The sequence below is a fragment of the Zobellella iuensis genome, assembly GCF_016746085.1.
In the GTDB taxonomy this organism is placed as follows: Bacteria; Pseudomonadota; Gammaproteobacteria; order Enterobacterales; family Aeromonadaceae; genus Oceanimonas; species Oceanimonas iuensis.
Genome location: NZ_JAERTZ010000026.1, coordinates 131,186 through 152,448 on the forward strand (window position 1 = coordinate 131,186; position 21,263 = coordinate 152,448).

General features: G+C 63.2%; 18 protein-coding genes and 1 other annotated feature. Of the genes, 12 read left to right on the forward strand and 6 right to left on the reverse strand.

What is annotated here, in order from left to right; genetic code table 11:
• Nucleotides 1–99: 99 nt before the first annotated feature.
• Nucleotides 100–202: a sequence feature (Trp leader region), on the forward strand.
• A 176-nt stretch (nucleotides 203–378) separates the two neighbouring features.
• Genes JKV55_RS14600 through trpA form a run of 6 tightly spaced genes read left to right on the forward strand, consistent with a single transcriptional unit; the run spans nucleotide 379 to nucleotide 6,897 of the window.
• Nucleotides 379–1,929 (forward strand): anthranilate synthase component 1, encoded by a 1,551-nt coding sequence (locus JKV55_RS14600; protein ID WP_202087221.1) that lies wholly within the window; start codon nucleotides 379–381, stop codon nucleotides 1,927–1,929.
• The gene (locus tag JKV55_RS14605; protein ID WP_202087223.1) at nucleotides 1,922–2,518 is read left to right on the forward strand and encodes an aminodeoxychorismate/anthranilate synthase component II; all 597 of its coding nucleotides are present in this window, start codon (nucleotides 1,922–1,924) and stop codon (nucleotides 2,516–2,518) included. The genes JKV55_RS14600 and JKV55_RS14605 overlap by 8 nt, the downstream gene beginning before the upstream one ends.
• Nucleotides 2,515–3,522, forward strand: a complete 1,008-nt coding sequence (trpD, locus tag JKV55_RS14610) for an anthranilate phosphoribosyltransferase (RefSeq protein WP_202087225.1) — start codon at nucleotides 2,515–2,517, stop codon at nucleotides 3,520–3,522. Before JKV55_RS14605 ends, trpD begins: the two co-directional genes overlap by 4 nt.
• A complete protein-coding gene (trpCF, locus tag JKV55_RS14615) occupies nucleotides 3,516–4,904 on the forward strand; it encodes a bifunctional indole-3-glycerol-phosphate synthase TrpC/phosphoribosylanthranilate isomerase TrpF (protein WP_202087226.1) in 1,389 nt (462 codons plus the stop codon). Before trpD ends, trpCF begins: the two co-directional genes overlap by 7 nt.
• Nucleotides 4,901–6,094 (forward strand): tryptophan synthase subunit beta, encoded by a 1,194-nt coding sequence (gene trpB / locus JKV55_RS14620; RefSeq protein WP_202087227.1) that lies wholly within the window; start codon nucleotides 4,901–4,903, stop codon nucleotides 6,092–6,094. The genes trpCF and trpB overlap by 4 nt, the downstream gene beginning before the upstream one ends.
• Nucleotides 6,091–6,897 (forward strand): tryptophan synthase subunit alpha, encoded by an 807-nt coding sequence (gene trpA, locus JKV55_RS14625; RefSeq protein WP_202087229.1) that lies wholly within the window; start codon nucleotides 6,091–6,093, stop codon nucleotides 6,895–6,897. Before trpB ends, trpA begins: the two co-directional genes overlap by 4 nt.
• Before the next feature lie 76 nt (nucleotides 6,898–6,973).
• On the opposite strand, the gene JKV55_RS14630 is transcribed toward trpA, so the two are convergent.
• Nucleotides 6,974–7,546, reverse strand: a complete 573-nt coding sequence (locus tag JKV55_RS14630) for a PIN domain-containing protein (protein WP_202087231.1) — start codon at nucleotides 7,544–7,546, stop codon at nucleotides 6,974–6,976.
• The gene (locus JKV55_RS14635) at nucleotides 7,543–8,001 is read right to left on the reverse strand and encodes a helix-turn-helix domain-containing protein (RefSeq protein ID WP_096778810.1); all 459 of its coding nucleotides are present in this window, start codon (nucleotides 7,999–8,001) and stop codon (nucleotides 7,543–7,545) included. The genes JKV55_RS14630 and JKV55_RS14635 overlap by 4 nt, the downstream gene beginning before the upstream one ends.
• A gap of 218 nt (nucleotides 8,002–8,219) precedes the next feature.
• Between JKV55_RS14635 and JKV55_RS14640 the strand changes: the two genes are divergently transcribed.
• The 3 genes from JKV55_RS14640 to JKV55_RS14650 are packed head-to-tail and all read left to right on the forward strand — an operon-like array spanning nucleotide 8,220 to nucleotide 14,847.
• Nucleotides 8,220–8,798: a class I SAM-dependent methyltransferase gene (locus tag JKV55_RS14640; protein ID WP_369409657.1), complete on the forward strand. Its 579-nt coding sequence runs from the start codon at nucleotides 8,220–8,222 to the stop codon at nucleotides 8,796–8,798.
• Nucleotides 8,795–11,707 carry a DEAD/DEAH box helicase family protein gene (locus JKV55_RS14645; protein WP_202087233.1) on the forward strand — a complete coding sequence of 971 codons (2,913 nt, stop codon included), beginning with the start codon at nucleotides 8,795–8,797 and terminating at the stop codon, nucleotides 11,705–11,707. Before JKV55_RS14640 ends, JKV55_RS14645 begins: the two co-directional genes overlap by 4 nt.
• Nucleotides 11,708–11,718: 11 nt before the next feature.
• A complete protein-coding gene (locus tag JKV55_RS14650; RefSeq protein WP_202087235.1) occupies nucleotides 11,719–14,847 on the forward strand; it encodes a DEAD/DEAH box helicase in 3,129 nt (1,042 codons plus the stop codon).
• A gap of 59 nt (nucleotides 14,848–14,906) precedes the next feature.
• Here the strand turns inward: JKV55_RS14650 and JKV55_RS14655 are convergent, their stop codons facing one another.
• The 3 genes from JKV55_RS14655 to JKV55_RS14665 all read right to left on the reverse strand — a co-directional run bounded on the left by JKV55_RS14655 (nucleotide 14,907) and on the right by JKV55_RS14665 (nucleotide 17,304).
• Entirely contained in the window at nucleotides 14,907–15,398 is a 492-nt protein-coding gene (locus JKV55_RS14655) for a nucleoside deaminase (RefSeq protein WP_202087236.1), read from the reverse strand.
• A 205-nt stretch (nucleotides 15,399–15,603) separates the two neighbouring features.
• A complete protein-coding gene (locus JKV55_RS14660) occupies nucleotides 15,604–16,581 on the reverse strand; it encodes a calcium/sodium antiporter (RefSeq protein ID WP_202087244.1) in 978 nt (325 codons plus the stop codon).
• A gap of 279 nt (nucleotides 16,582–16,860) precedes the next feature.
• Nucleotides 16,861–17,304, reverse strand: a complete 444-nt coding sequence (locus JKV55_RS14665; protein WP_202087245.1) for a hypothetical protein — start codon at nucleotides 17,302–17,304, stop codon at nucleotides 16,861–16,863.
• 366 nt (nucleotides 17,305–17,670) lie between these two features.
• Between JKV55_RS14665 and nirK the strand changes: the two genes are divergently transcribed.
• The 3 genes from nirK to JKV55_RS14680 are packed head-to-tail and all read left to right on the forward strand — an operon-like array spanning nucleotide 17,671 to nucleotide 20,364.
• Nucleotides 17,671–19,092: a copper-containing nitrite reductase gene (gene nirK / locus JKV55_RS14670; protein WP_202087246.1), complete on the forward strand. Its 1,422-nt coding sequence runs from the start codon at nucleotides 17,671–17,673 to the stop codon at nucleotides 19,090–19,092.
• Nucleotides 19,092–19,865: a formylglycine-generating enzyme family protein gene (locus JKV55_RS14675; RefSeq protein WP_202087247.1), complete on the forward strand. Its 774-nt coding sequence runs from the start codon at nucleotides 19,092–19,094 to the stop codon at nucleotides 19,863–19,865. Before nirK ends, JKV55_RS14675 begins: the two co-directional genes overlap by 1 nt.
• Entirely contained in the window at nucleotides 19,825–20,364 is a 540-nt protein-coding gene (locus JKV55_RS14680; protein WP_202087248.1) for an SCO family protein, read from the forward strand. Before JKV55_RS14675 ends, JKV55_RS14680 begins: the two co-directional genes overlap by 41 nt.
• 4 nt (nucleotides 20,365–20,368) lie before the next feature.
• Here JKV55_RS14680 and JKV55_RS14685 read toward each other — a convergent pair whose 3' ends face one another.
• Nucleotides 20,369–21,001, reverse strand: a complete 633-nt coding sequence (locus JKV55_RS14685) for a YceH family protein (protein WP_202087249.1) — start codon at nucleotides 20,999–21,001, stop codon at nucleotides 20,369–20,371.
• Between the last annotated feature and the right edge of the window lie 262 nt (nucleotides 21,002–21,263).

A 21,263-nucleotide genomic window follows, 5' to 3' on the forward strand; every position in this document is an offset into this window, starting at 1 on the left:
GTGGTCGGGGTTGACTTGCACCCCCGAATATCGTTTAACTGTACCCAGTTTCTGATTGACGAGAAGAGCGCGATGTTTCGGCAAATTTCCACTCTGACCATTTGGTGGTGGCACACTCCCTGAACGCGGGTGGTGTGAATTGCTGTATTCGTCTCAAAGTCTCAGCACACATAAAAGCCCGCAACCTTGCGGGCTTTTTTATTATCCAGCAAAAGGGGATGCGATGAAACCGACCCAGACAGTTTTTTGGCGATGGCAATCCGGGCCCCGGCTCCCGCCACTGCACGTGGCTTTTGTGTCCATAACCGATGACGACATTGCCAGCCAGGTGATCAGGCAAATACCTGATGACCGCGACTAACTAAAAAGGAAGACCCCATGGCGCATGGTCAGCTCCACGTTTTACTGCAAGATGCTCCCTATACCGGCGATCCCCTAGCCCTGTTCGCCGCCCTCACCACCCCAGGTGACAACAGCATATTGCTGGAGTCCGCCGAAATCGACACCAAGGCCGGCACCCAGAGCCTGCTGATGCTGGACGCCTGCGTCCGGCTGGTATGCCACCGCCACAGCGTCACCCTCACCGCCCTCAACGCCAACGGCCTGCCCGCCCTGGACCTGGTCGGGCGCGAGCTCGGCGGCGAACGCCAGGCCCATCAACTGGTGGTGACGGTGCCCGAGGCCGATGCCAATCTGGACGAAGACAGCCGGCTCAAGGCGCCCTCGGTGCTGGAAACCCTGCGCCTCATCCTGACCCGCTTCACCGCCGATCAGGGCCAGCAGCACCTGTTTATGGCCGGCACCTTCGCCTACGATCTCATCGCCGCCTTCGAGCAGTTGCCCGAGGTGCCCGAGGGCATCAACCACTGCCCCGATTTCTGCTTCTATCTGGCCGAAACCCTGATCACCCTGGATCACGTACAGGAAACCGGCCGCCTGGCCGCCTGCGTGTTCGACCCCGCCGAGCAAGGGAGGCTGCAGGCGCGCCTCGACCGGCTCGCCGCCGCCTGTGGCCAGGCTCACGCCGAGCCCGAGGCCGACAGCCTCCTCGCCGGTCAGGTGCAGGCGAACAAGAACGACGCCGAATTCCGTGCCGACGTGGAAACCCTCAAGGGCCATATCATGGTGGGCGACATCTTCCAGGTGGTGCCTTCCCGCTGCTTCAGCCTGCCCTGCCCCAGCCCCCTGGCCGCCTATCGCAAGCTCAAGCAGACCAACCCCAGCCCCTACATGTTCTACGTCAACGATCAGGACTTCATCCTGTTCGGCGCCAGCCCCGAGAGCTCGGTGAAGTTCGACCACGGCAACCGCCAGGTGGAGATGTACCCCATCGCCGGCACCCGCAAACGCGGCTTCAACCCGGATGGCAGCATCAACCTGGATCTGGACGGCCGCATCGAGCTGGACCTGCGCCAGGACGAGAAGGAAACCGCCGAACACCTGATGCTGGTGGACCTGGCCCGCAACGACATCGCCCGCATCAGCGAGCCGGGCAGCCGCTATGTGAAGGATCTGCTGAGCGTGGATCGCTACAGCCACGTGATGCACCTGGTGTCGCGGGTGGTGGGCACCTTGCGCGCCGACCTGGACGCCCTGCACGCCTACCAGGCCTGCATGAACATGGGCACCCTGACCGGCGCCCCCAAGATCCGCGCCAGCGACCTGATCCGCCACGTGGAGCACAGCCGCCGGGGCAGCTACGGCGGCGCCGTGGGCTACCTCAACGGCCTGGGCGACATGGACACCTGTATCGTGATCCGCTCCGCCTTCGTAAGCAAAGGCCTGGCCCATGTGCAGGCCGGCGCCGGCGTGGTGTACGACTCAAACCCTCAGTCGGAAGCCGACGAAACCCGCAACAAGGCGGCGGCGGTGCTCAATGCCATCGCCCTGGCCCACGGCAAGACCCTGGCGGAGGTGACCCATGGCTAACACCGTTTTCCTGCTCGACAACTACGACTCCTTTACCTACAACCTGGTGGATCAGTTCCGCGCCCTGGGCGCCACGGTGCACATCTACCGCAACACGGTGCCGGTGGCCCAACTGCTGGCCGCCATGGACGCCGCCGACCAGCCGGTGCTGGTGCTCTCCCCCGGTCCGGGCAAGCCCTCCGAGGCCGGCAACATGCCCGCCCTGCTGAAGCAGTGCATCGGCCGCTTCCCGGTGCTCGGCATCTGCCTGGGCCACCAGGCCATCGTGGAGCACTACGGCGGCACCGTGGAGAGCGCGGGCGAGATCAAGCACGGCAAGAGCTCGCTCATCCACCACTCGGGCCGCGACATGTTCGCCGGCCTGCCCCATCCGCTGCCGGTGGCCCGCTACCACTCCCTGGTGGGCACCGACATTCCCGCCGGCCTGGACGTGGTGGCCGATTACCACGGCATGACCATGGCGGTGCTGGACCGGGCCCGGCGGGTGCTGGGCTTCCAGTTCCATCCCGAGTCCATCATGACCACCGACGGGGCCCGCCTGCTGGCCCAGAGCCTCGACTTCATCACCGCACAGGAGCCCACCGCATGAACCAGGCCATGGAAAAACTCTACCGGGGCGAGCACATCAGCCGGGAGGAATCCCAGGCCCTGTTCGGCCAGCTGCTGCGCGGCGAGATGGACCCCATCGTCCTTTCCTCCCTGCTCACCGCCCTCAAGATCAAGGGCGAGAGTCCGGAGGAGATCGCCGGCGCCGCCAGCGCCCTGCTGGCCGCCGCCAGCCCCTTCCCGCGCCCGGACTACCCCTTCTGCGACATCGTCGGCACCGGCGGCGACGGCATGCACACCATCAACGTGTCCACCACCTCGGCGCTGGTGGCCGCCGCCTGCGGCATCAAGGTGGCCAAGCACGGCAACCGCGGCGTCTCCTCCAAGTCCGGCTCCTCGGATCTGCTGGAGCAGCTCGGCATCCGCCTCGATCTGAGCCCGGACAGCGCCCGCCGCTGCCTGGACGAAGTCAACGTCTGCTTCCTGTTCGCGCCCCACTACCACGGCGGCATCCGCCACGCCATGCCGGTGCGCCAGGCGCTCAAGACCCGCACCATCTTCAATGTGCTGGGTCCGCTCATCAACCCGGCCCGGCCCGACTTTATGCTGCTCGGCGTTTATGCCGGGCAGCTGGTCACCCCCATCGCCGAGACCCTGGTCGCCATGGGCCTTGAGCGGGGCATGGTGGTGCACGGCAGCGGCCTGGACGAAATCGCCATCCACGGCACCACCCGGGTGGCGGAGATCCGGGACGGCGCCATCGACCACTACGAGCTCAGCCCCGAACAACTGGGGCTGAAGCGCTACGACATCGGCGCCATCCAGGGCGGTACCCCGGCCGAAAACAAGCTGATCACCCTGGATCTGCTGGCGGGCAGGGGCAGCGACGCCCAGCGGAGCGTGATCGCCATGAACGTGGCGCCGCTGTTGGTGATGAACGGCCAGGCCGACAGCCTGAAAGAAGGCGTGGAGCAGGTGCTGGCTGTGTTAAAATCCGGCCGAGCAATGGATGTAGCCACCAGACTGGCGGAGTTGAGCCAATGTTAAGTACCGTTCTCGGCAAAATTGTTGCCGACAAGAAAATCTGGGTCGAGGCGCGCAAGCAGGCCCAGCCCCTGGACAGTTTTGAAGCAGGACTGGTCCCGAGCGATCGGGACTTCGAGGCGGCCCTGGCCGCCGGCCAGCCGGCCTTTATCCTGGAATGCAAGAAAGCCTCGCCCTCCAAGGGCCTGATCCGCGCCGACTTCGACATCGACGCCATCGCCGGTGTGTACGGCCGCCATGCCTCGGCCATCTCGGTGCTGACCGACGAAAAATACTTCCAGGGCAGCTTCGAGTTCGTGGCCCGGGTGCGCAATCAGGTGACCCAGCCGGTTGTCTGCAAGGACTTCATCATCGACCCCTACCAGATCAAGCTGGCCCGCCACCACCAGGCCGACGCCATCCTGCTGATGCTGTCGGTACTGGACGATGACCAGTACCGGGAGCTGGCCGCCGTGGCGCGCGCGCTCGGCATGGGCATACTGACCGAGGTCATCAGCCGTGAGGAAGTGGAGCGCGCGCTGCGCCTCGATGCCCGGGTTATCGGCATCAACAACCGGGATCTGCGCGATCTGTCCATCGATCTGAACCGCACCCGGGAATTGTCCGCCCTGATCCCGGCCGATCGCATCGTCATCTCCGAATCCGGCATCCATCACCACGCCCAGGTGAAGGCATTGTCCGCCCACGCCGACGGCTTCCTGGTGGGCAGCTCGCTGATGGCCGAGGATGACCTGGATCTCGCCGTGCGCCGCCTGATCCTGGGCGACAACAAGGTGTGCGGCCTGACCCGCCCACAAGACGCCGCCGCCGCCCATGCCGCCGGTGCCGCCTTCGGTGGCCTGATCTTCGTGGCCAAGAGCCCGCGCTGCGTCAGTCTGGAGCAGGCGCAGGCCCTGATCCGGACCGCGCCCCTCGACTACGTGGGCGTGTTCCAGAACCACAGGCGCACCGAGATTGCCGATACCGCCCGCACCCTGGGGCTGAAGGCGGTGCAGCTGCACGGTGACGAGGACGAGGCCTATATCGACGCCCTGCGCGCCATGCTGCCCGAAGGCGTGGAAATCTGGAAGGCGGTGGCGGTGGCGGATGCCCTGCCTCCTCTGCCCGCCAACGCCGACCGGCTGCTGTTCGACACCCAGGCCTTCGGCCAGAGCGGCGGCACCGGCCAGGCCTTCGACTGGTCGCTGCTGGCCACGCTCGACAAGCGCAACCTGATGCTCGCCGGCGGCCTCAACCCCGACAACGCCGCCCGTGCAGCCGCCCTCGGCTGCCGGGGGCTGGATTTCAATTCCGGCGTGGAAAGCGCCCCCGGGCAGAAAGACCCGGCCAAACTCGACGCGGCCTTCGCCGCCCTCAGACATTACGGACGCAGGAACACACAATGACCCTACTTAACCCCTTCTTCGGCGAATTTGGCGGCATGTACGTGCCCCAGATCCTGATGCCGGCCCTGCTCCAGCTGGAGCAGGCCTTTGTGGACGCCCAACAGGATCCGGAATTCGAGCGGGAATTCCGCGAGCTGCTGTGCGAATACGCCGGCCGCCCCACGCCCCTCACCAAGGTGCGCAACCTGGCATCCCACACCAAGACCCGCATCTACCTCAAGCGGGAAGACCTGCTGCACGGCGGTGCCCACAAGACCAACCAGGTGCTGGGCCAGGCGCTACTGGCCAAACGCATGGGCAAGCGGGAGATCATCGCCGAAACCGGCGCCGGCCAGCACGGCGTGGCCACCGCCCTGGCCTGTGCCCTGATGGGCCTCAAGTGCCGGGTATACATGGGCGCCAAGGACTGCGAGCGGCAGAAACCCAACGTGTTCCGCATGAAACTGATGGGCGCCGAGGTAATACCGGTGCACTCCGGCTCGGCCACCCTCAAGGACGCCTGCAACGAGGCGCTGCGCGACTGGGCCGCCAACTACGAGACCACCCACTACATGCTGGGCACCGCCGCCGGTCCGCATCCCTTCCCCACCATAGTGCGCGAGTTCCAGCGCATGATCGGCGAGGAAGCCAAGGTGCAGATCAGGGAGCGCGAAACCCGGCTGCCGGACGCGGTGATCGCCTGCGTCGGCGGCGGCTCCAACGCCATCGGCATCTTCGCCGACTTTATCGATGAAGAAGGCGTGGAGCTTATCGGCATCGAGCCCGCCGGCAAGGGCATCGACACCGGCGAGCACGGCGCGCCCCTGCGCCACGGCACCAAGGGCGTGTTCTTCGGCATGCACTCGCTGCTGATGCAGAACGACGACGGCCAGATTGAGGAGTCCTACTCGGTGTCCGCCGGGCTCGACTTCCCCTCGGTCGGCCCCGAGCACGCCTACCTGGCCTCCATCGGCCGCGCCCGCTACGAGTCCATCACCGACGACGAAGCGCTGGACGCCTTCCAGGCCCTGGCCCGCTTTGAGGGCATCATACCGGCGCTGGAGTCCTCCCACGCCCTGGCCTACGCCCTGAAGATGGCCGAGGCCGAGCCGGAGAAAGAACAGGTGCTGGTCGTCAACCTCTCCGGCCGGGGCGACAAGGACATCTTTACCGTGGCCGAGATCCTGGAGCAGAAAGGAGTGCTGAAATGAGCCGTTACCAGTCTTTGTTCGACCGGCTGAACGCCGCCGGTGAAGGCGCCTTCGTCCCCTTCGTGACCCTGGGCGATCCCACCCCTGCCCGGTCGCTCAAGGTAATCGACGCCCTGGTGGCCGGCGGCGCCGACGCCCTGGAGCTCGGCATTCCCTTCTCCGATCCGGTGGCCGATGGCCCCACCATCCAGGGCGCCACGGTGCGGGCGCTGGCGGCCGGCACCCGCTCCGCCACCTGCTTCGAGATGCTGACCCAGATCCGCGAACAATACCCGGAGCTGCCCATCGGCCTGCTGGTGTACGCCAACCTGGTGTACAAGCCGGGCCCGGCCAACTTCTACGCCCAGTGCGTGGCCGCCGGGGTAGACTCGGTGCTGGTGGCCGACGTGCCGGTGGAAATGGCCGCCCCCTTCAAGGCCGCCGCCGACGAAGCGGGCATTGCCAGCATCTACATAGCGCCGCCCAACGGCAACGACGACACCCTGAAAACCGTAGCGGAAATGGGCTCGGGCTACACCTACCTGCTGAGCCGCGCCGGGGTGACCGGCACCGAAACCAAGGCCGGCATGCCGGTGGACAGCCTACTGGCCAAACTGAAGGCATTCGGCGCCCCGCCCTCGCTGCTGGGCTTCGGCATCTCCAGCCCGGAGCAGGTGCGCGACGCCGTTCGCGCAGGTGCCGCCGGCGCCATTTCCGGCTCCGCCGTGGTCAAGATCATCGAGCAACACCTGGACGACGACCAGGCCATGCTGGACGCCCTGACCGCCTTCGTGCGGGATATGAAGGCGGCTACCCGCCCATAACCAGAAGGGCCGGAGTGCATCACTCCGGCCCTATTCACCCCCTGGCTTGTATAAACAGGCCGATACCGCCAGCCATTCAGATCAAAAGTTCAAACGGCCTCAATCTGGACACCGTTTCCGGGAGCCGCTGCTTCAACAGGCAGTCAAGGTATTCACTCGCGCTCAGCGCCGGACTTTTCAACGCCGCCCGTTGCCGACGAGCAGCTTCCAACACAACACTGATATTCAGCTCCATCAGATCCGTAATAAAGTCATCCGGGTGGATCGCTCTTATATTAAACGGAGTCAGTATGTCGTTGGGAAAATCCTTCAAATTGAAGGTGATAATCGACTCGGCCCGAGTCTGAATCGCGGCGGCCACCACATGGCGATCATCCGGATCGGGTAGCTCAATGCCCGGAATAAGCTGCTCATAGCCGGTGACCAAGGCACCTGGTACATGGCTATCCATCAGTTCGCGCACTCTCTCAACCTTTGACTCATCGAGTTCGGGACGATTTTTGAGCAGGTTACGCATCCATTCCCGGTGGATATCATTCGACCAGCGAGCCCGAAACTGGCCGGAAAGCGCCAGGTACATCAACAAGCTCCTCAGGGGAGCCGGATACATCACACAGGCATCGTAGATGACCGTATAGTTCGAGCTCATTCGTATCCCATCCCCAATGCCTGATCCAGCTCGGACAGCTCAGACAGGCTCGCCAATCGCTTCTGCTCAAGCTGCTGCTGATAGGCACGCAGATCGGCAAACTTCACCTTGCGGCGATTTCCCGTGCGATGGAAGGGAATGGCGCCCTCGTCGAGCAAGCGAATAAGAGTTGGCCGCGACACATTCAGCAGATCCGCCGCTTCCTGGCTGGTCAATTCGGCATGAATAGGGACTAATTTGACACTATTCCCTTCTCCCAATTCGGTCAGTACATCGACCAGTAGGCGCAGGGCGCTGACCGGGATCTTGACCCTGTGTACTTCTCCCTTCTGATCGGTAACCGCCAGGGTCTGGGTATCCGCCCTGGTTTCCAGAATCGCGGATAGCTCCTGACTACAGAGCTTGGCCAGACTGGCTTCTTCCTGGGTCGGCAAGGTATCTTGTAAACGGCTCATAAGACTATTTCCATCCGGTTGAACTAACCCGAATTATTCGAAACTTTCGCAAACATGTCAATTATTCGAATTATCCGAAAAAGATATGGCGGTTTATAGCCCTTATCCGAGCAGAGCAGTTGGGCTACCAACTCCACGCCGGCAGCCAAGAGCTGTGCCGACGCAGGAACTCTGATAAGGTACTGAACCATCATTGATTTTACTATTAGTGCCGGCCAGTGGATTTTTATCAGCAAAACGCCCTCAGCTTCTACCGGGATACGGTTTCCGTCGATATGGCGTCCCTCTATGGCCGTTTTCTGCCCCATGTCGCCAAGGGCGGCCGGATCCTCGACGCAGGATGCGGCTCGGGCCGGGATGCCCGCTATTTCCTTCACCAGGGCTTTGCGGTGGAAGCCTTCGATGCCAGCCCCGCCCTGGCCGATCTGGCCCGGCAACTGACCTGTCTACCGGTCGCGGTATGCCGTTTCGAGGAGTTTAGCGGCCTATCCCGGTTTGATGCCATCTGGGCCTGTGCCTCCCTGCTGCATGTACCGCTGGCGAAATTGCCCGGCGTCATGGCCCACCTGACCGACATGCTGCACCCCGACGGGGTGTTTTACTGCTCCTTCAAGTACGGCGACGGCGAAATCCGCCGCGACGGCCGCACCTTCACCAATATGACCGAAACCGGCCTGGCCCAGTTGCTGACGGGCTTGCCGTTACGCCTTGAAGCAATGTGGCAAACCAGCGATCTACGTCCGGGCCGGGAGCAGGAGCGCTGGCTCAACGCCCTGCTGGTCAAGGAGCCGTCATGACCGCCTTGCACCTGATCCCCGGCGGCAGCAGCGGCGACATCAGCTTCCAGCAGCCGCTGCTCGCTCCCCTGCTCGATGCCATCAACGCCACCGGCGCCGCAGGCCGTATCGATATCTGCGTATCCTTTATCCGCCTGAGCGGCCTCGAATTGCTGCAGCCGGCCCTGAGCGACGCTCGAGAGCGTGGGGTAAGGCTGCGCATCGTCACCTCCGATTACCTGGACGTCACCGAGCCGGTGGCCCTGCGCCGGCTGATGCTGCTGGCGGAACGGGGCGCCGAGGTGCTGATCTACGAGAGCGCGGGCAACCCGGGGTTTCATCTCAAATCCTATCTCTGTATTCATCAGCGGGCAGGCCACCGGCTCAGGGGCCACGCTTTTGTGGGCTCCAGCAATATATCCCGGGCGGCGCTGACCGAATCCCTGGAGTGGAACTGGTCGCTCAGGGTGGATGACGAAGCAACCGGCGAGTCGGCCCGTAGCCTGCTGGAACTGGCCGAACAGATGGAGCAACTGGCACGGGACCACCGGGTAACGACACTCAGCCACGATTGGATAGACGGCTATATCGAACGCTACCGGCATAGTCCGCTGACCGGATTGCGCGCGCTCAGCGGCGACGCCGATAGCGATGCCGACACCCTGCGCGAACCCCCCATTCCCAACAACGTGCAACAGGAAGTACTGGTAGCACTACAGGCCAGCCGCAGCCAGGGTTTCAAGCGAGGCCTGGTGGTGATGGCCACCGGCCTGGGCAAAACCTGGCTGGCGGCGTTCGATGCCCGCCAGTTACAGGCCCGGCGGCTGCTGTTTGTGGCACACCGGGACGAGATCATCGAGCAGGCCCAGCAGACCTTTATCCGGTTGCGCCCCGAGGCCCACACCGGGATCTACAACGGCAAACGGCAGGAGCAGGCCGACTGGCTGTTCGCCTCGGTGCAAACCCTGGGCAGGGCCGAACACTTGCGCAATTTCGCGCCGGATCACTTCGACTACATCATCGTCGACGAATTTCACCATGCCGCCGCCACTGGCTATCGCCGCCTGCTGGATCACTTTCGCCCCCGCTTTTTGCTGGGCCTGACCGCCACGCCGGATCGCACCGACCAAGCCGATATCCTAGCATTGTGCGACGACAACCTAGTGTTCGAACGGGGCTTACGCGATGCCATCCAGGCCCGTCAACTGGCGCCCTTTATCTATCAGGGGATCCTCGACGAGCACATCGATTATGCTCACATCCCCTGGCGCAACGGCCGTTTCGATCCCGCCGCGCTGGAACATGCCTTTGCCAGCCGCCGGCGAGCGCAGCACGCCCTCAGGCACTGGCGCGCCCATGCCCAGCAACGCACCCTGGCGTTTTGCATTTCCCGCGCCCACGCCGACTTTATGGCCAAGGAATTCATCGAGGCCGGCATCCGCGCCGTTGCCATCCATTCCCACTCCGAGATGCCGCGCAACCAGGCCCTGCGCGAGCTTGAAAGCGGCACCCTGCAGGTGATCTTCTCGGTGGACCTGTTCAACGAAGGCACCGATCTGCCCGCCATCGACACCCTGCTGATGTTGAGGCCCACCGAGTCGCGCATCGTCTTTTTGCAGCAACTGGGTCGCGGCCTGCGCCTGCACCCGGGCAAACAGCAACTGATGGTGGTCGATCTGGTGGGCAACCACCGGGCCTGCCTGTTCAAACCCTATCTGTTGCAACAGTTGTTGGAAGACGACGACCGCGCCATCCGCGCCAGTCAGCGGCCCGAGCTGCCCGACGGCTGTCATATCAACCTGGATCCGGCGCTGCTCCCCTTGCTCGAGCAACTGCGTCGGGGCCATCGACTGAAGATGGTGGACGACTACCGGGCTCTGAAGGAGGAGCTGGGATATCGTCCTTCCGCCGTGCAGGCCTTCCAGGCCGGGCTGGATTTTGCCAAGTTGCGTCGGCAGCATGGCAGTTGGTTCGAACTGCTGCACGACGAAGGCGAGCTGTCGGAAGCGGCCGGCCGGGTGCTGGCCGAGTTGCGGGACTTTCTGCGGACCGGCATTGAAACCACCACCCTGACCAAGAGCTTCAAGGCGATATTGCTGCAGGCCCTGCTGGAGCTGGACGGTCTGCGCCAGCCGCCTACCCTAGCGGCACTGGCCGAACAATCCCGCTATGTGCTGGAACGCCATCCCGATCTGCTGCAACTCGATCTACCACCCGCCCAGCAGGCCATGACCGCCGACTCCAGCGCCTGGCTGCGCTACTGGCAAGGCAACCCTGTCAGGTTCAGCACCGGCGGCACCCCAGGATCGCAAGCCGATTACTGGTTCGAGCTGAAAGACGACCGCTTCTGCCCCCGTTTTGCCCTGCCCGTTGCGGAGCTGGAGACCCTGCACCAAATGATGCAGGAACTGGTGGATCTGCGCCTGGCCGAATACCGCCGGCGCAAGGCACCGCAGCTTGCGAAAGCGAAACAGCCAGCGACCAACAGCGTCAGCACACCAATGGCAGAGGCCATCAAATTATTCTGTTTTCCCGACTTGAAAATTGCCTGTGGCCATTTCAAGACCGGCAGCGGTGACTACGCCGAGATGGTGCCGATGCCGGACCATTACGGACGGCTCGATCCTAGTCGCCACTTTCTGGCCCGGGCCAGCGGTTACTCCATGAACGGTGGCAAACAGCCGATACAGGATGGCGATCTGCTGTTGCTGGAATGGATCAGGCCCGACGCCGCCGGCAGCATCAGCGGCCAGACCCTGGCCATAGAACGGCAGGACGAATCCGGCGACAGCCAATACCTGTTGCGGGTGATTAACAAAAATCCGGACGGCAGCTATCGGCTACATGCCACCAACCCGGCTTATGAGGATCTGGCCGCCACCTTTGATATGAAACCCTTTGCCCGGTTCAGGGCGGTGGTCGCAGAATAATAAGGAACAGGATGAAAACACCGCTGGCACAGGGACTCTACGATCTGCTGACCACCCAAGGGATAGCGGCGGCGCTGGAACGATCCGGGCTTTATGCCGAGCCCGAAGCGCTGAACCCGGCGTTCAGCCACGAGCGTCTGGCCGATGCCCTGGCCGAGCAGTTGTCGCAGCTGCTGGCTGAAGTTGCGGGTGACAAGCAAGCCAAGGTGAAAGCGCAGGCTGAGCTTATCAACGACATACTGCAATATTCCCGTCAGCGATTGAACCAGGCCGAAGAGCCCGATCTGCTGTGCACGCCGCCCCAGGTGCTGCGCTCGCTTTATCCTGCCCAACGAAAGCCAGCGTTGCCGACCATCGGCCTGGCACAGCCCTGGTTGTTTACCGCCGGCAAGGACTCCCCCGCCCTGTTGCATGAGCTGACCGCCGAACTGGCCTCCTGTAACAACGTGGATATTCTGGTGAGTTTTATCACCGTATCGGGGGTGCGCAAAATCATCGAAGTGCTCAAACGGATCACCAGCACCGATGCTGGGGGCGCCAGCCAGGCCCGGATCCGGGTACTGACCACCACCTATGTGGGTGCGACCGAGCAAAAGGCGCTAGATATGCTGGCCCGACTGCCTCACTGCGAAGTCCGGGTATCACTCGACGGCCGCCGCACCCGCCTGCATGCCAAGGCCTGGATCTTCGAGCGGGACACCGGTTTCGGCTCAGCCTATGTGGGCAGCGCCAACCTCTCCGGCGCCGCCTTGATGGGCGGCCTGGAATGGACGGTCAAATTCACCGAAAAAGGGCAGAACCTGCTCTTCCAACGGGCCCAGGCGCATTTTGAAACCCTGTGGGAAGACGGCGAGTTCCAACCCTATAACCCGGACAATCAGACGCACCGTGACGAGCTGGAAAAGGCGCTGAAACGGGAATCAGGCAGGGATCTGATCGCCACGCCTACTTTCTTCGATATCGAGCCCAAGCCTTTTCAACTGGATATTCTGGAACAGCTGGATAACGAGCGGGAACATGGCCGCATGCGTAACCTGCTGGTGGCTGCCACCGGCACCGGCAAAACCGTGATGGCGGCGTTCGATTACCGCCGTCTGGCCCGCAAGCAGGGGGGCTGGCCACGGCTATTGTTTATCGCCCACCGCAAAGAGCTGCTACTGCAGGCCCTGCGTACTTTTCGGCTGGTATTGCGTGAGCCGGAGTTCGGCGATCTCTTTACCGGCGAGCACCAACCCGAGCAGGATCAACACCTGTTTGCCACCATCCAGAGCCTCAATGCCCGCAAGCTGGTCACCCACCAGAGCGCCGCTTACTGGCAGATGGTGATCGTCGACGAATGCCATCATATCGAGGCCAACAGCTTCGACACTTTGCTTTCCACCCTCAGACCCGCATGCCTGCTGGGCCTTACTGCCACCCCCGAGCGGGCCGACGGCAAGAATATCCTGCGCCATTTCGATAACCGGCCGGATGGCTCACCGGCGGCGCAGCTGCGCCTGTGGCAGGCGCTGGATCTGCAACTGCTGGCGCCCTTTGAATATTACGCCTGCGACGATGACACCGACTACAGGGGCATTCCCTGGCAGCAGGCCAACGAACTCAAGGCCCTGGATACGCTGCTAACCGGCAACCAGGTACGTGCCGCCGCCGTGATCCGCGCCTGGCAACAGCTGGTAGACGATCCTCGCCGGAGCAAAACCCTGGTGTTCTGCGTGAGCATTGCCCATGCCGAATTTATGGCAACCCAGTTTGAGCAAGCCGGCATCCTCGCCCGGGTGATCTCCGGGCAAAGCGCGGCCAAGGAGCGGCGGGATCTGCCCAGGCAACTGGAGCGCGGTGAGATCCACGCCCTGGTGACGGTCGACCTCTATAACGAAGGGGTCGACTTGCCCTTTGTCGATACCTTGCTGCTGTTGCGGCCCACACAGAGCTCCACCCTGTTCCAGCAACAAATCGGCCGGGGGCTGCGCCTGTTCGAGGGCAAGGAAAGCTGTCTGATCCTGGATTTTGTCGGCCAGCATAAAGAAGGGTTCCGTTTCGATCTGCTCTACGGCGCCATTACCGGCCTGTCGCGCCGTGAGGTCATCGGCTGCATAGAAAACGGCTTTGCTCGCCTGCCCAGCGGTTGCCATATCCAGCTGCAAAAGCAAGCCCGGGAACATATTCTGGCCAGCCTGAAGCAGGCGCTGAACCAGAACTGGCGCCGACTGCAGCAAGAGCTGCACGCCTATGTCAGCCTAACCGGCAACCGCCGGGTTGCGCTTGGGGATTTTCTTCGCGATCAACAACTGGAACTGGACGATATCTATCGCGGCGGTAACAACAGCGGCTGGACCAATCTGCAACGGGATGCGGGTTTATTACCGGGAGAAGCCAACCCCGAGGAGCATTACTTCAGCCGCCGCCTGAGCAGCCTGTTGCACCTGGACGATCCGGAACAACTACAGCTGTTCGGCCAGGTAGCCGAGCAGCGGGCCCGATACGTCATCGACGATGAGCAACGCCGACAGCGGCTACAGATGCTGGCCTATCAAATCGATGGCCAACAAAGCCAGACCGGCTCGGCCCAGGCTTTTCTCGAACGGCTGGCCCAGGCGCCGGCGGTGTGTGATGAACTGGCCCAGCTCAGCCGCTACCTGGATGCCAGGACCCAGCATCAATACCCGTCCCTGCCAGGGTTGGAGCATACCCCTCTTAAGCTGCATGCAGCCTACCACAACCGGGAAATCCTCACCGCCGTGGGCTTTTTGACCGCGGAAAAACGCACCCCTTTCCAAGCCGGGGTACTAGTGCTAAAAGCATGTAAAACCGAGCTGCTGTTTGTCACCCTGGATAAAAGCACCTCCCTGCACGAGGGCGTGGCCTATCACGATTACGCCATCAGCCAAAGCCTGTTCCACTGGCAATCCCAGAACAGCGCCGGTCCCCACACCTCGACCGGTCGCCGCTATATCGACAGCGGGCACAATGGCTGGCGCTTCCAGCTGTTTGTGCGCATCGACAAGAATGCCCCCTACCGTGCCTGCGGCCCAGTGCGCTTCGTTCGCTACCATGGCAGCAAGCCGATGAACATCACCTGGCAGTTGGAACACCCGCTGCCGGTGCGACTGTTCAAGGAGTTCAGTGTGTTGAAGGGGTAAAAAGAATAGGCCCCCGCCTTCGCGGGGGCGACATGGGATAGTTCAAGCGGAAGCTGAGCCTAGTCCTTGCTCTCAATGCCAAAACAACGCCGGTACAGCTCGCGCAGCTGTGCCGCCAGCTCGGGCTCGGGGCCGTCCACTGCTATGTTCGGCGCCACCTGATGGATGGACAGCGGCGCGACCGGCGAGGCCGGCAGGCCCCACTCCTGGCACCACTGGCCGAACTGCTCGGCCGAGCAAGCGTAAACGATGCGCCCCAGCCCCCCCCAGGCGTGAGCGGCGGAGCACATGGGACAGTGCTCACCCGAGGTATAGAGAATGGCGGCGGCCCGCTCCTGCTCGGTGAGGTGCCCGGCGGCCCAGCGCGCCAGGGCGATTTCCGGGTGCCAGGTGGGCTCGCGGCTGTGGATGCGGTTGCGATCTTCCGCCAGCACGCTACCGTCCGCTCCCACCAGCACGGAGCCGAACGGCTGATCCCCGGCCGCCAGCGCCTGTGCCGCCAGTTCCACACAACGGCGCAGATGCCGTTTATCCTGTTCTGTGATTGCCATTGTTGCCTCCCTTTAAATTACGGTTCCAGATCATGTCATTGTCCCGAGTACGCATGTGGGCCCCGTAATGCCGTTCGGAGGATTCAGCCGTTCTCTTTACGGACCACGGATTTGCAAAGCGAGAGTAGACAGATCCACCACACTGATAGAAATAGCAGGCCCGGCCTATGCCGGGCTCGCAAGAATCGGGCCCTTAGCCTCCGGCTCAGGCGGCGCCCAGCACGCCCAGCGCCAGCCAGGTGGTGTAACCGCCGTAGGCCAGCAGCAGCAGGCCGCCTTCATAACGGTTGATGCGGCCCTGGCGGCCCTTGAAACCGTAGCCCAGCACGAACAGCGACAGGGTCAGGGCACCCATCACCATAAAGTCGCGGCTGATCACCTCGGGCGCCACCGCCAGGGGATGGATGACACCGGCCAGCCCGACCACCGCCAGGGTGTTGAACAGGTTGGAGCCGATGACGTTGCCGATGGCCAGATCGTGCTCGTTCTTGCGGATGGCGGCGATGGACGACGCCAGTTCCGGCAACGAAGTGCCCACCGCCACTATGGTCAGGCCGATGATAAGATCGCTCACGCCGAAGGCCTGGGCCACGTTCACCGCGCCCCACACCAGGATGCGCGAGCTGATGATCAGCAACAGCAGGCCGGCCACCAGCCAGAACAGTGCCTGCTTGAGGCTCATCTGGTTTTCATCCAGCGCCTTGGCTTCATCCGCCGCCATGGCATCGTTGCCGTCGCGCAGGCCCTGCCAGATGCTCCAGCCCATCAGCAACACGAACACCCCCAGCAACACCAGGGCATCGCCGCGCGCAAGCCAGCCGTTCCACAACAGGCCGAGGGAAAGCAGGGTGATCAGCAGCAGTATCGGCAGCTCCTTGCGCAGCACCTGGGAATGCACGGTAATGGGGCTTATCAACGCCGTTATCCCCAGGATCAGCCCGATATTGGCGATATTGGAGCCATAGCCGTTACCCAGTGCCAGGCCGGGGTTGCCTTCCAGGGCGGAGATGATGGACACCACAATCTCGGGTGCCGAGGTACCGAAACCGACGATTACCATGCCGATCAGCAAGGGGGGCATGCCTGCATAACGGGCGGTGGCCGAGGCGCCGTCCACGAAACGGTCGGCACTCCAGACCAGCACGGCCAGGCCGAGAGCAATGGCGGCTAACGACATCAGCATGAGCAGGTTTCCCCCTGGGCCGGGGTAACAAAAAAACAGAAGGGTGTGTTGTGTTTCATAGGCGCTCTTCAGGGCGGGATCATGGATACCGGAGACCTCGTGACGTCCCGCCCGGAAAGTCACGCTGTCTCAGGTCTCATCAATCCATCAGGACACCACTGCCATAAGCCTTCGGCTCAGAGATTGTTGACAGTGGTTTCGGTGGGCACCGAACGATTACTCCCCCAAGAGGGGCCTATTCTGACAGCTTGCTCAGAGGATGAAAAGGGGGAAAAGGACTCAGCCCCGGCCGTTACCGCCGCCGTTACCGCCGCCGTTGCCGCCTCGGCCGGCACTGTTGGCCGCGCCCATGGAGGAGCGGCTTTCACCCTGGGCGCCGATACCATTCTCCTGGCCCGACTCCTTCGCCTTGGCCGCCGCGGAGGTGATGGCGCCGGTCTGGCTGACCTGCTGGGCGTGTGCTATGGCCTCCAGGGCCTGCTCGGACGCTTCCCCTTCCTCCACCTTGATGCTCAGCTTGTCATATACCCGCTGCAGGGTCTCGGCACTGGCCGCGTGGATCACGGCGCCTTCGGTTACTTCTTCCGTTTGCTCGGGCGCCGGCTCTTCCGCCAGGGTTTCCTCTATCGACGTTTCTTCCACCAGGGGGGCTTCCTGGGCATAGAGGGCACCAGACAAGGCCCACAGGGTACAGGCCGCGGTGATCATGCTGGCTTTCTTCATCCTTCACTCCTTCTATAACAGGATGACGCTCCTCCCAACGGGAACGCCTTGGCGGATTCTAGGAGCGAATGGCCGCCGACAACAGCGGCCATGCGCTCGCCAGGGCCAGCTCCTGACGCCTGCCCTGCCGACAAAGCTCAAACGAGGCCTTTCCGGCGAAAAAAAAGGGGCAGGAAACACTCCACGCCTTTCCCGCCAAAACTGTGCGCCATGTCGATAAATTGCACACCGCCGCCTCCCTCCAGGGAGGTATAGCGACCTTTATTGATCCAAATCAGCCCCGTTTGGTGATGCCACAACCAAACTTACATATGAAATACAGATTAAAACCAATCAACAACAAGCGCCAAGCGCAGGGAGCATCCCATGAAAGTGAGCAAGTTAGTCGCAGCCCTCGGCATGACCTTCGCCCTGTCCGTGCAGGCCAATACCCTGCCGGTGGAAGAAGCCGTTCTCACCGCCCCGCCCCTGGTGCCGCCGCCCATCACCCGGGATCACGCCGCCAAGGTGGTGGTGAAGATGGAAACCGTGGAAAAAGTGATGGAAATCGCCGACGGCGTGGATTACATGTTCTGGACCTTCGGCGGCTCGGTACCGGGCCAGTTCCTGCGGGTGCGGGAAGGGGATGAAGTGGAGTTCCACCTCTCCAACCACCCCGACTCCAAGATGCCCCACAATATCGACCTGCACGCGGTCACCGGCCCCGGTGGCGGTGCGGCGGCCTCCTTTACCGCCCCCGGCCACACCTCGGTGTTCAACTTCAAGGCGCTCAACCCCGGCCTTTACGTCTACCACTGCGCCACCGCGCCGGTGGGCATGCACGTGGCCAACGGCATGTACGGCCTGATCCTGGTGGAGCCGAAGGAAGGGCTGCCACCGGTGGATCGGGAATACTATGTGATGCAGGGCGACTTCTATACCCAGGGCGCCTACGGTGAGCAGGGCCTGCAGCCCTTCGACATGGACAAGGCCATCAAGGAGCAGGCGGACTACGTGGTGTTCAACGGCGCCGTGGGGGCCCTGAACGGCGACAAGGCGCTGACCGCCAACGTGGGCGAAACGGTGCGCCTCTTTGTGGGCAACGGCGGGCCCAACCTGGTGTCTTCCTTCCACGTCATCGGCGAAATCTTCGACAAGGTCTATGTGGAAGGCGGCGACCTGGTCAACCACAACGTGCAGACCACCCTGGTGCCGGCCGGCGGCGCCGCCACCGTGGAATTCAAGCTGGACGTGCCCGGCAACTTCATCCTGGTGGACCACTCCATCTTCCGCGCCTTCAACAAGGGCGCGCTCGGCATGATGCAGGTGGACGGCCCCGAGGACAAGGTAGTCTATTCCGGCAAGGTGGCCGACAACGTCTATCTGCCCGAGGGCTCGGCGGTGCAGAGCATTCCCAACGGTCATCCCAAGGTTACCGCCAAGAACAAGGAGGAGCAGATGCTGTACGGCAAGCGCGCCTATGAAGCCAACTGCCAGGCCTGCCACCAGGGCAGCGGCCAGGGCATTCCCGGCGCCTTCCCTCCGCTGGCCGCCTCCGACTACCTGAATGAAGATCCGATCCGCGCCATCGACGTGGTACTGCACGGTCTCAAGGGTCCGATCAAGGTCAACGGCCAGGCCTACGACAGCATCATGCCGGGCATGCGCCTGTCCGACGAGGATGCCGCCAACGTGCTGACCTATGTGCTCAACAGCTGGGACAACCAGGGGGGCGAAATCACCCCCGCCCAGGTCGCCAAGCGCCGCGAGGAAGGCAAGGCCATAGTGATGGAAGGGAGCGCCCACTGATGAACCCGGCGCTGCTGCTGGTCCTGGCGGCGCTGCAGATGGCCGACCTGCCCGGCGGGGAGGTCCGGCCCCTGTATCTCAGCAAGGACAGCCCGCTCACCCGGGTGGCACCGTTCCGGCTGGATGTCACCCCGGTCACCAACCGGCAGTTCGCCGACTTCGTGGCCGCCCATCCCCGCTGGCAAAAAGGGCGGCTTCCCGCCCTCTTCGCCGAGCCCAACTACCTCAGGCACTGGCCGGGGGAGCAGCCCTCCCCCGCGCTGGCAGCCCAGCCGGTCACCCATGTGTCCTGGTTCGCGGCCAGCGCCTACTGCCAGGCCCAGGGCAAGCGGCTGCCGACGGTGGCGGAGTGGGAGTTCGCCGCCCAGGCGTCGGAGCAGGCCGCCAACGGCAGCAGCGAACCCGGCTACAACCGGCGTATCCTGTCCTGGTATGCCCGCCCCGCCACCGCCAGCCTGGCCGAGGTCGGCCAGGGTCCGGCCAATTACTGGCAGGTGCAGGATCTGCACGGCCTGGTGTGGGAATGGACCCGGGATTTCAACTCCACCCTGGTCACCGGCGAATCCCGCGGTGACAGCAGCCTGGACGGGGCCATGTTCTGCGGCTCCGGCGCCGCCGGCAGCGCCGATCCGTCCGATTATGCCGCCTTTATGCGTTTCGGCTTTCGTTCCAGCCTGAAGGCCCCCTATACCCTGGGCAACCTGGGTTTTCGTTGTGCACAGGAGATAACCGATGAAACCATGGCTACTGCTGATCTGGCTGGCCGCCTTTAACCTCCAGGCGGCCCTGCCCGGCGACTCCGTCTACCAGCTCGATGCCCCCTGGCAGGACAGCCGGGACGAACGGCTCCAGTTGCGGGAGCTGGCCGGCAAGAAACAACTGCTGGGCTTTATCTATACCGACTGCGCCACCGCCTGCCCGGTGATCGTGGCCAACCTGCAGGCGGTGCAGAAAGTGCTGACCCCGGCGCAGCAGGCCGAACTCGGCTTCGTGCTGGTGTCGCTCACCCCGGGGCGGGACACCCCCAGGGTGCTGCGGCATTTCGCCGAGCAGCGCGGCCTGGATGAACACTGGACCCTGCTGAGCGGCACCGATGATAACGTGCGCGAGCTGGCCATGGCGCTCAATATCCAGTACATGGGGCAGGCCGACGGCGAGATTTCCCACTCCAATGCCATCACGGTGCTGGATGAACAAGGCCGGCTGTGGTTACAGCAGGTCGGCCTGCCCGAGGGCGCCCGGGATCTGGCCGACCAGCTGTTCGTACGCTAGTCCTCTAGCCTTCCAGCTCGGCGATGCGCGCCTGCAGGCGCTGCACTTGCGCTTCCAGCTCATGGATGCGCGCCTGCAGCTCGGCCTCCCGGTCCTGGCCGCCGGGCTCCTGCTCGGCATCGAGCGCGGCGTAGTCGGTATTGCCGAACAGGTGGGCGTAGCGGGATTCCCGCTTGCCGGGCTGGCGCGGCAGCCTGACCACGAAGGGGCCCTTGTCGGCCAGGCTTTGCAGGCAGGCTTCCACCTGGGTCACGTCGTCGAAGGCATGCAGGCGCGGGGTTCGGCTGCGCAGCTCACCCGGGGTCTGGGGGCCACGCAGCAGCAGTTCGCAGACGATGGCCAGCTCTCCCGGGCTGAACTGCAATTCACCGAATTCGGTGTTGCAGAAACGGTGTTGATACTTGGCGGCACGGGCATTAAAGCCCGCCATGTTATTCACCAGACGCCGGGCAATCAGCGTATTCAGCACCGACTGCACCGCCTTCTCGTCCAGGCTCAGCACCGGGTCCCGGTTGCTTTTCTGGTTGCAGGCATTGACCAGCGAATTCAGGGTAAGCGGATACACTTCGGGGGTGGAAACCTGTTTTTCGATCAGGCAGCCAATCACCCTTTGTTCGAGGGCGGAAAGCATTTCCATAAGCAGACTCCTCAGGTTTATTGCTTTCAGCCTACCGGACAAACCCCGAAACACCAACGAATTCCGTGATTTAAGCCGCTACCGGAGCTCTGTCCAAGGACCACGCGGATAAAGCTGCCACCAGGGCAATGCCCGTCCAGGTCCCTACAAGTAAATTGAAAGCCATCCGGAATCAAGAGGGTGGCGAGGCGGCCGATAAAGAAAAAAGCAGTGTCTGTTGTTGCGGCCAAGAAAGGTCTCAAGTGACAACATATCTGCACGT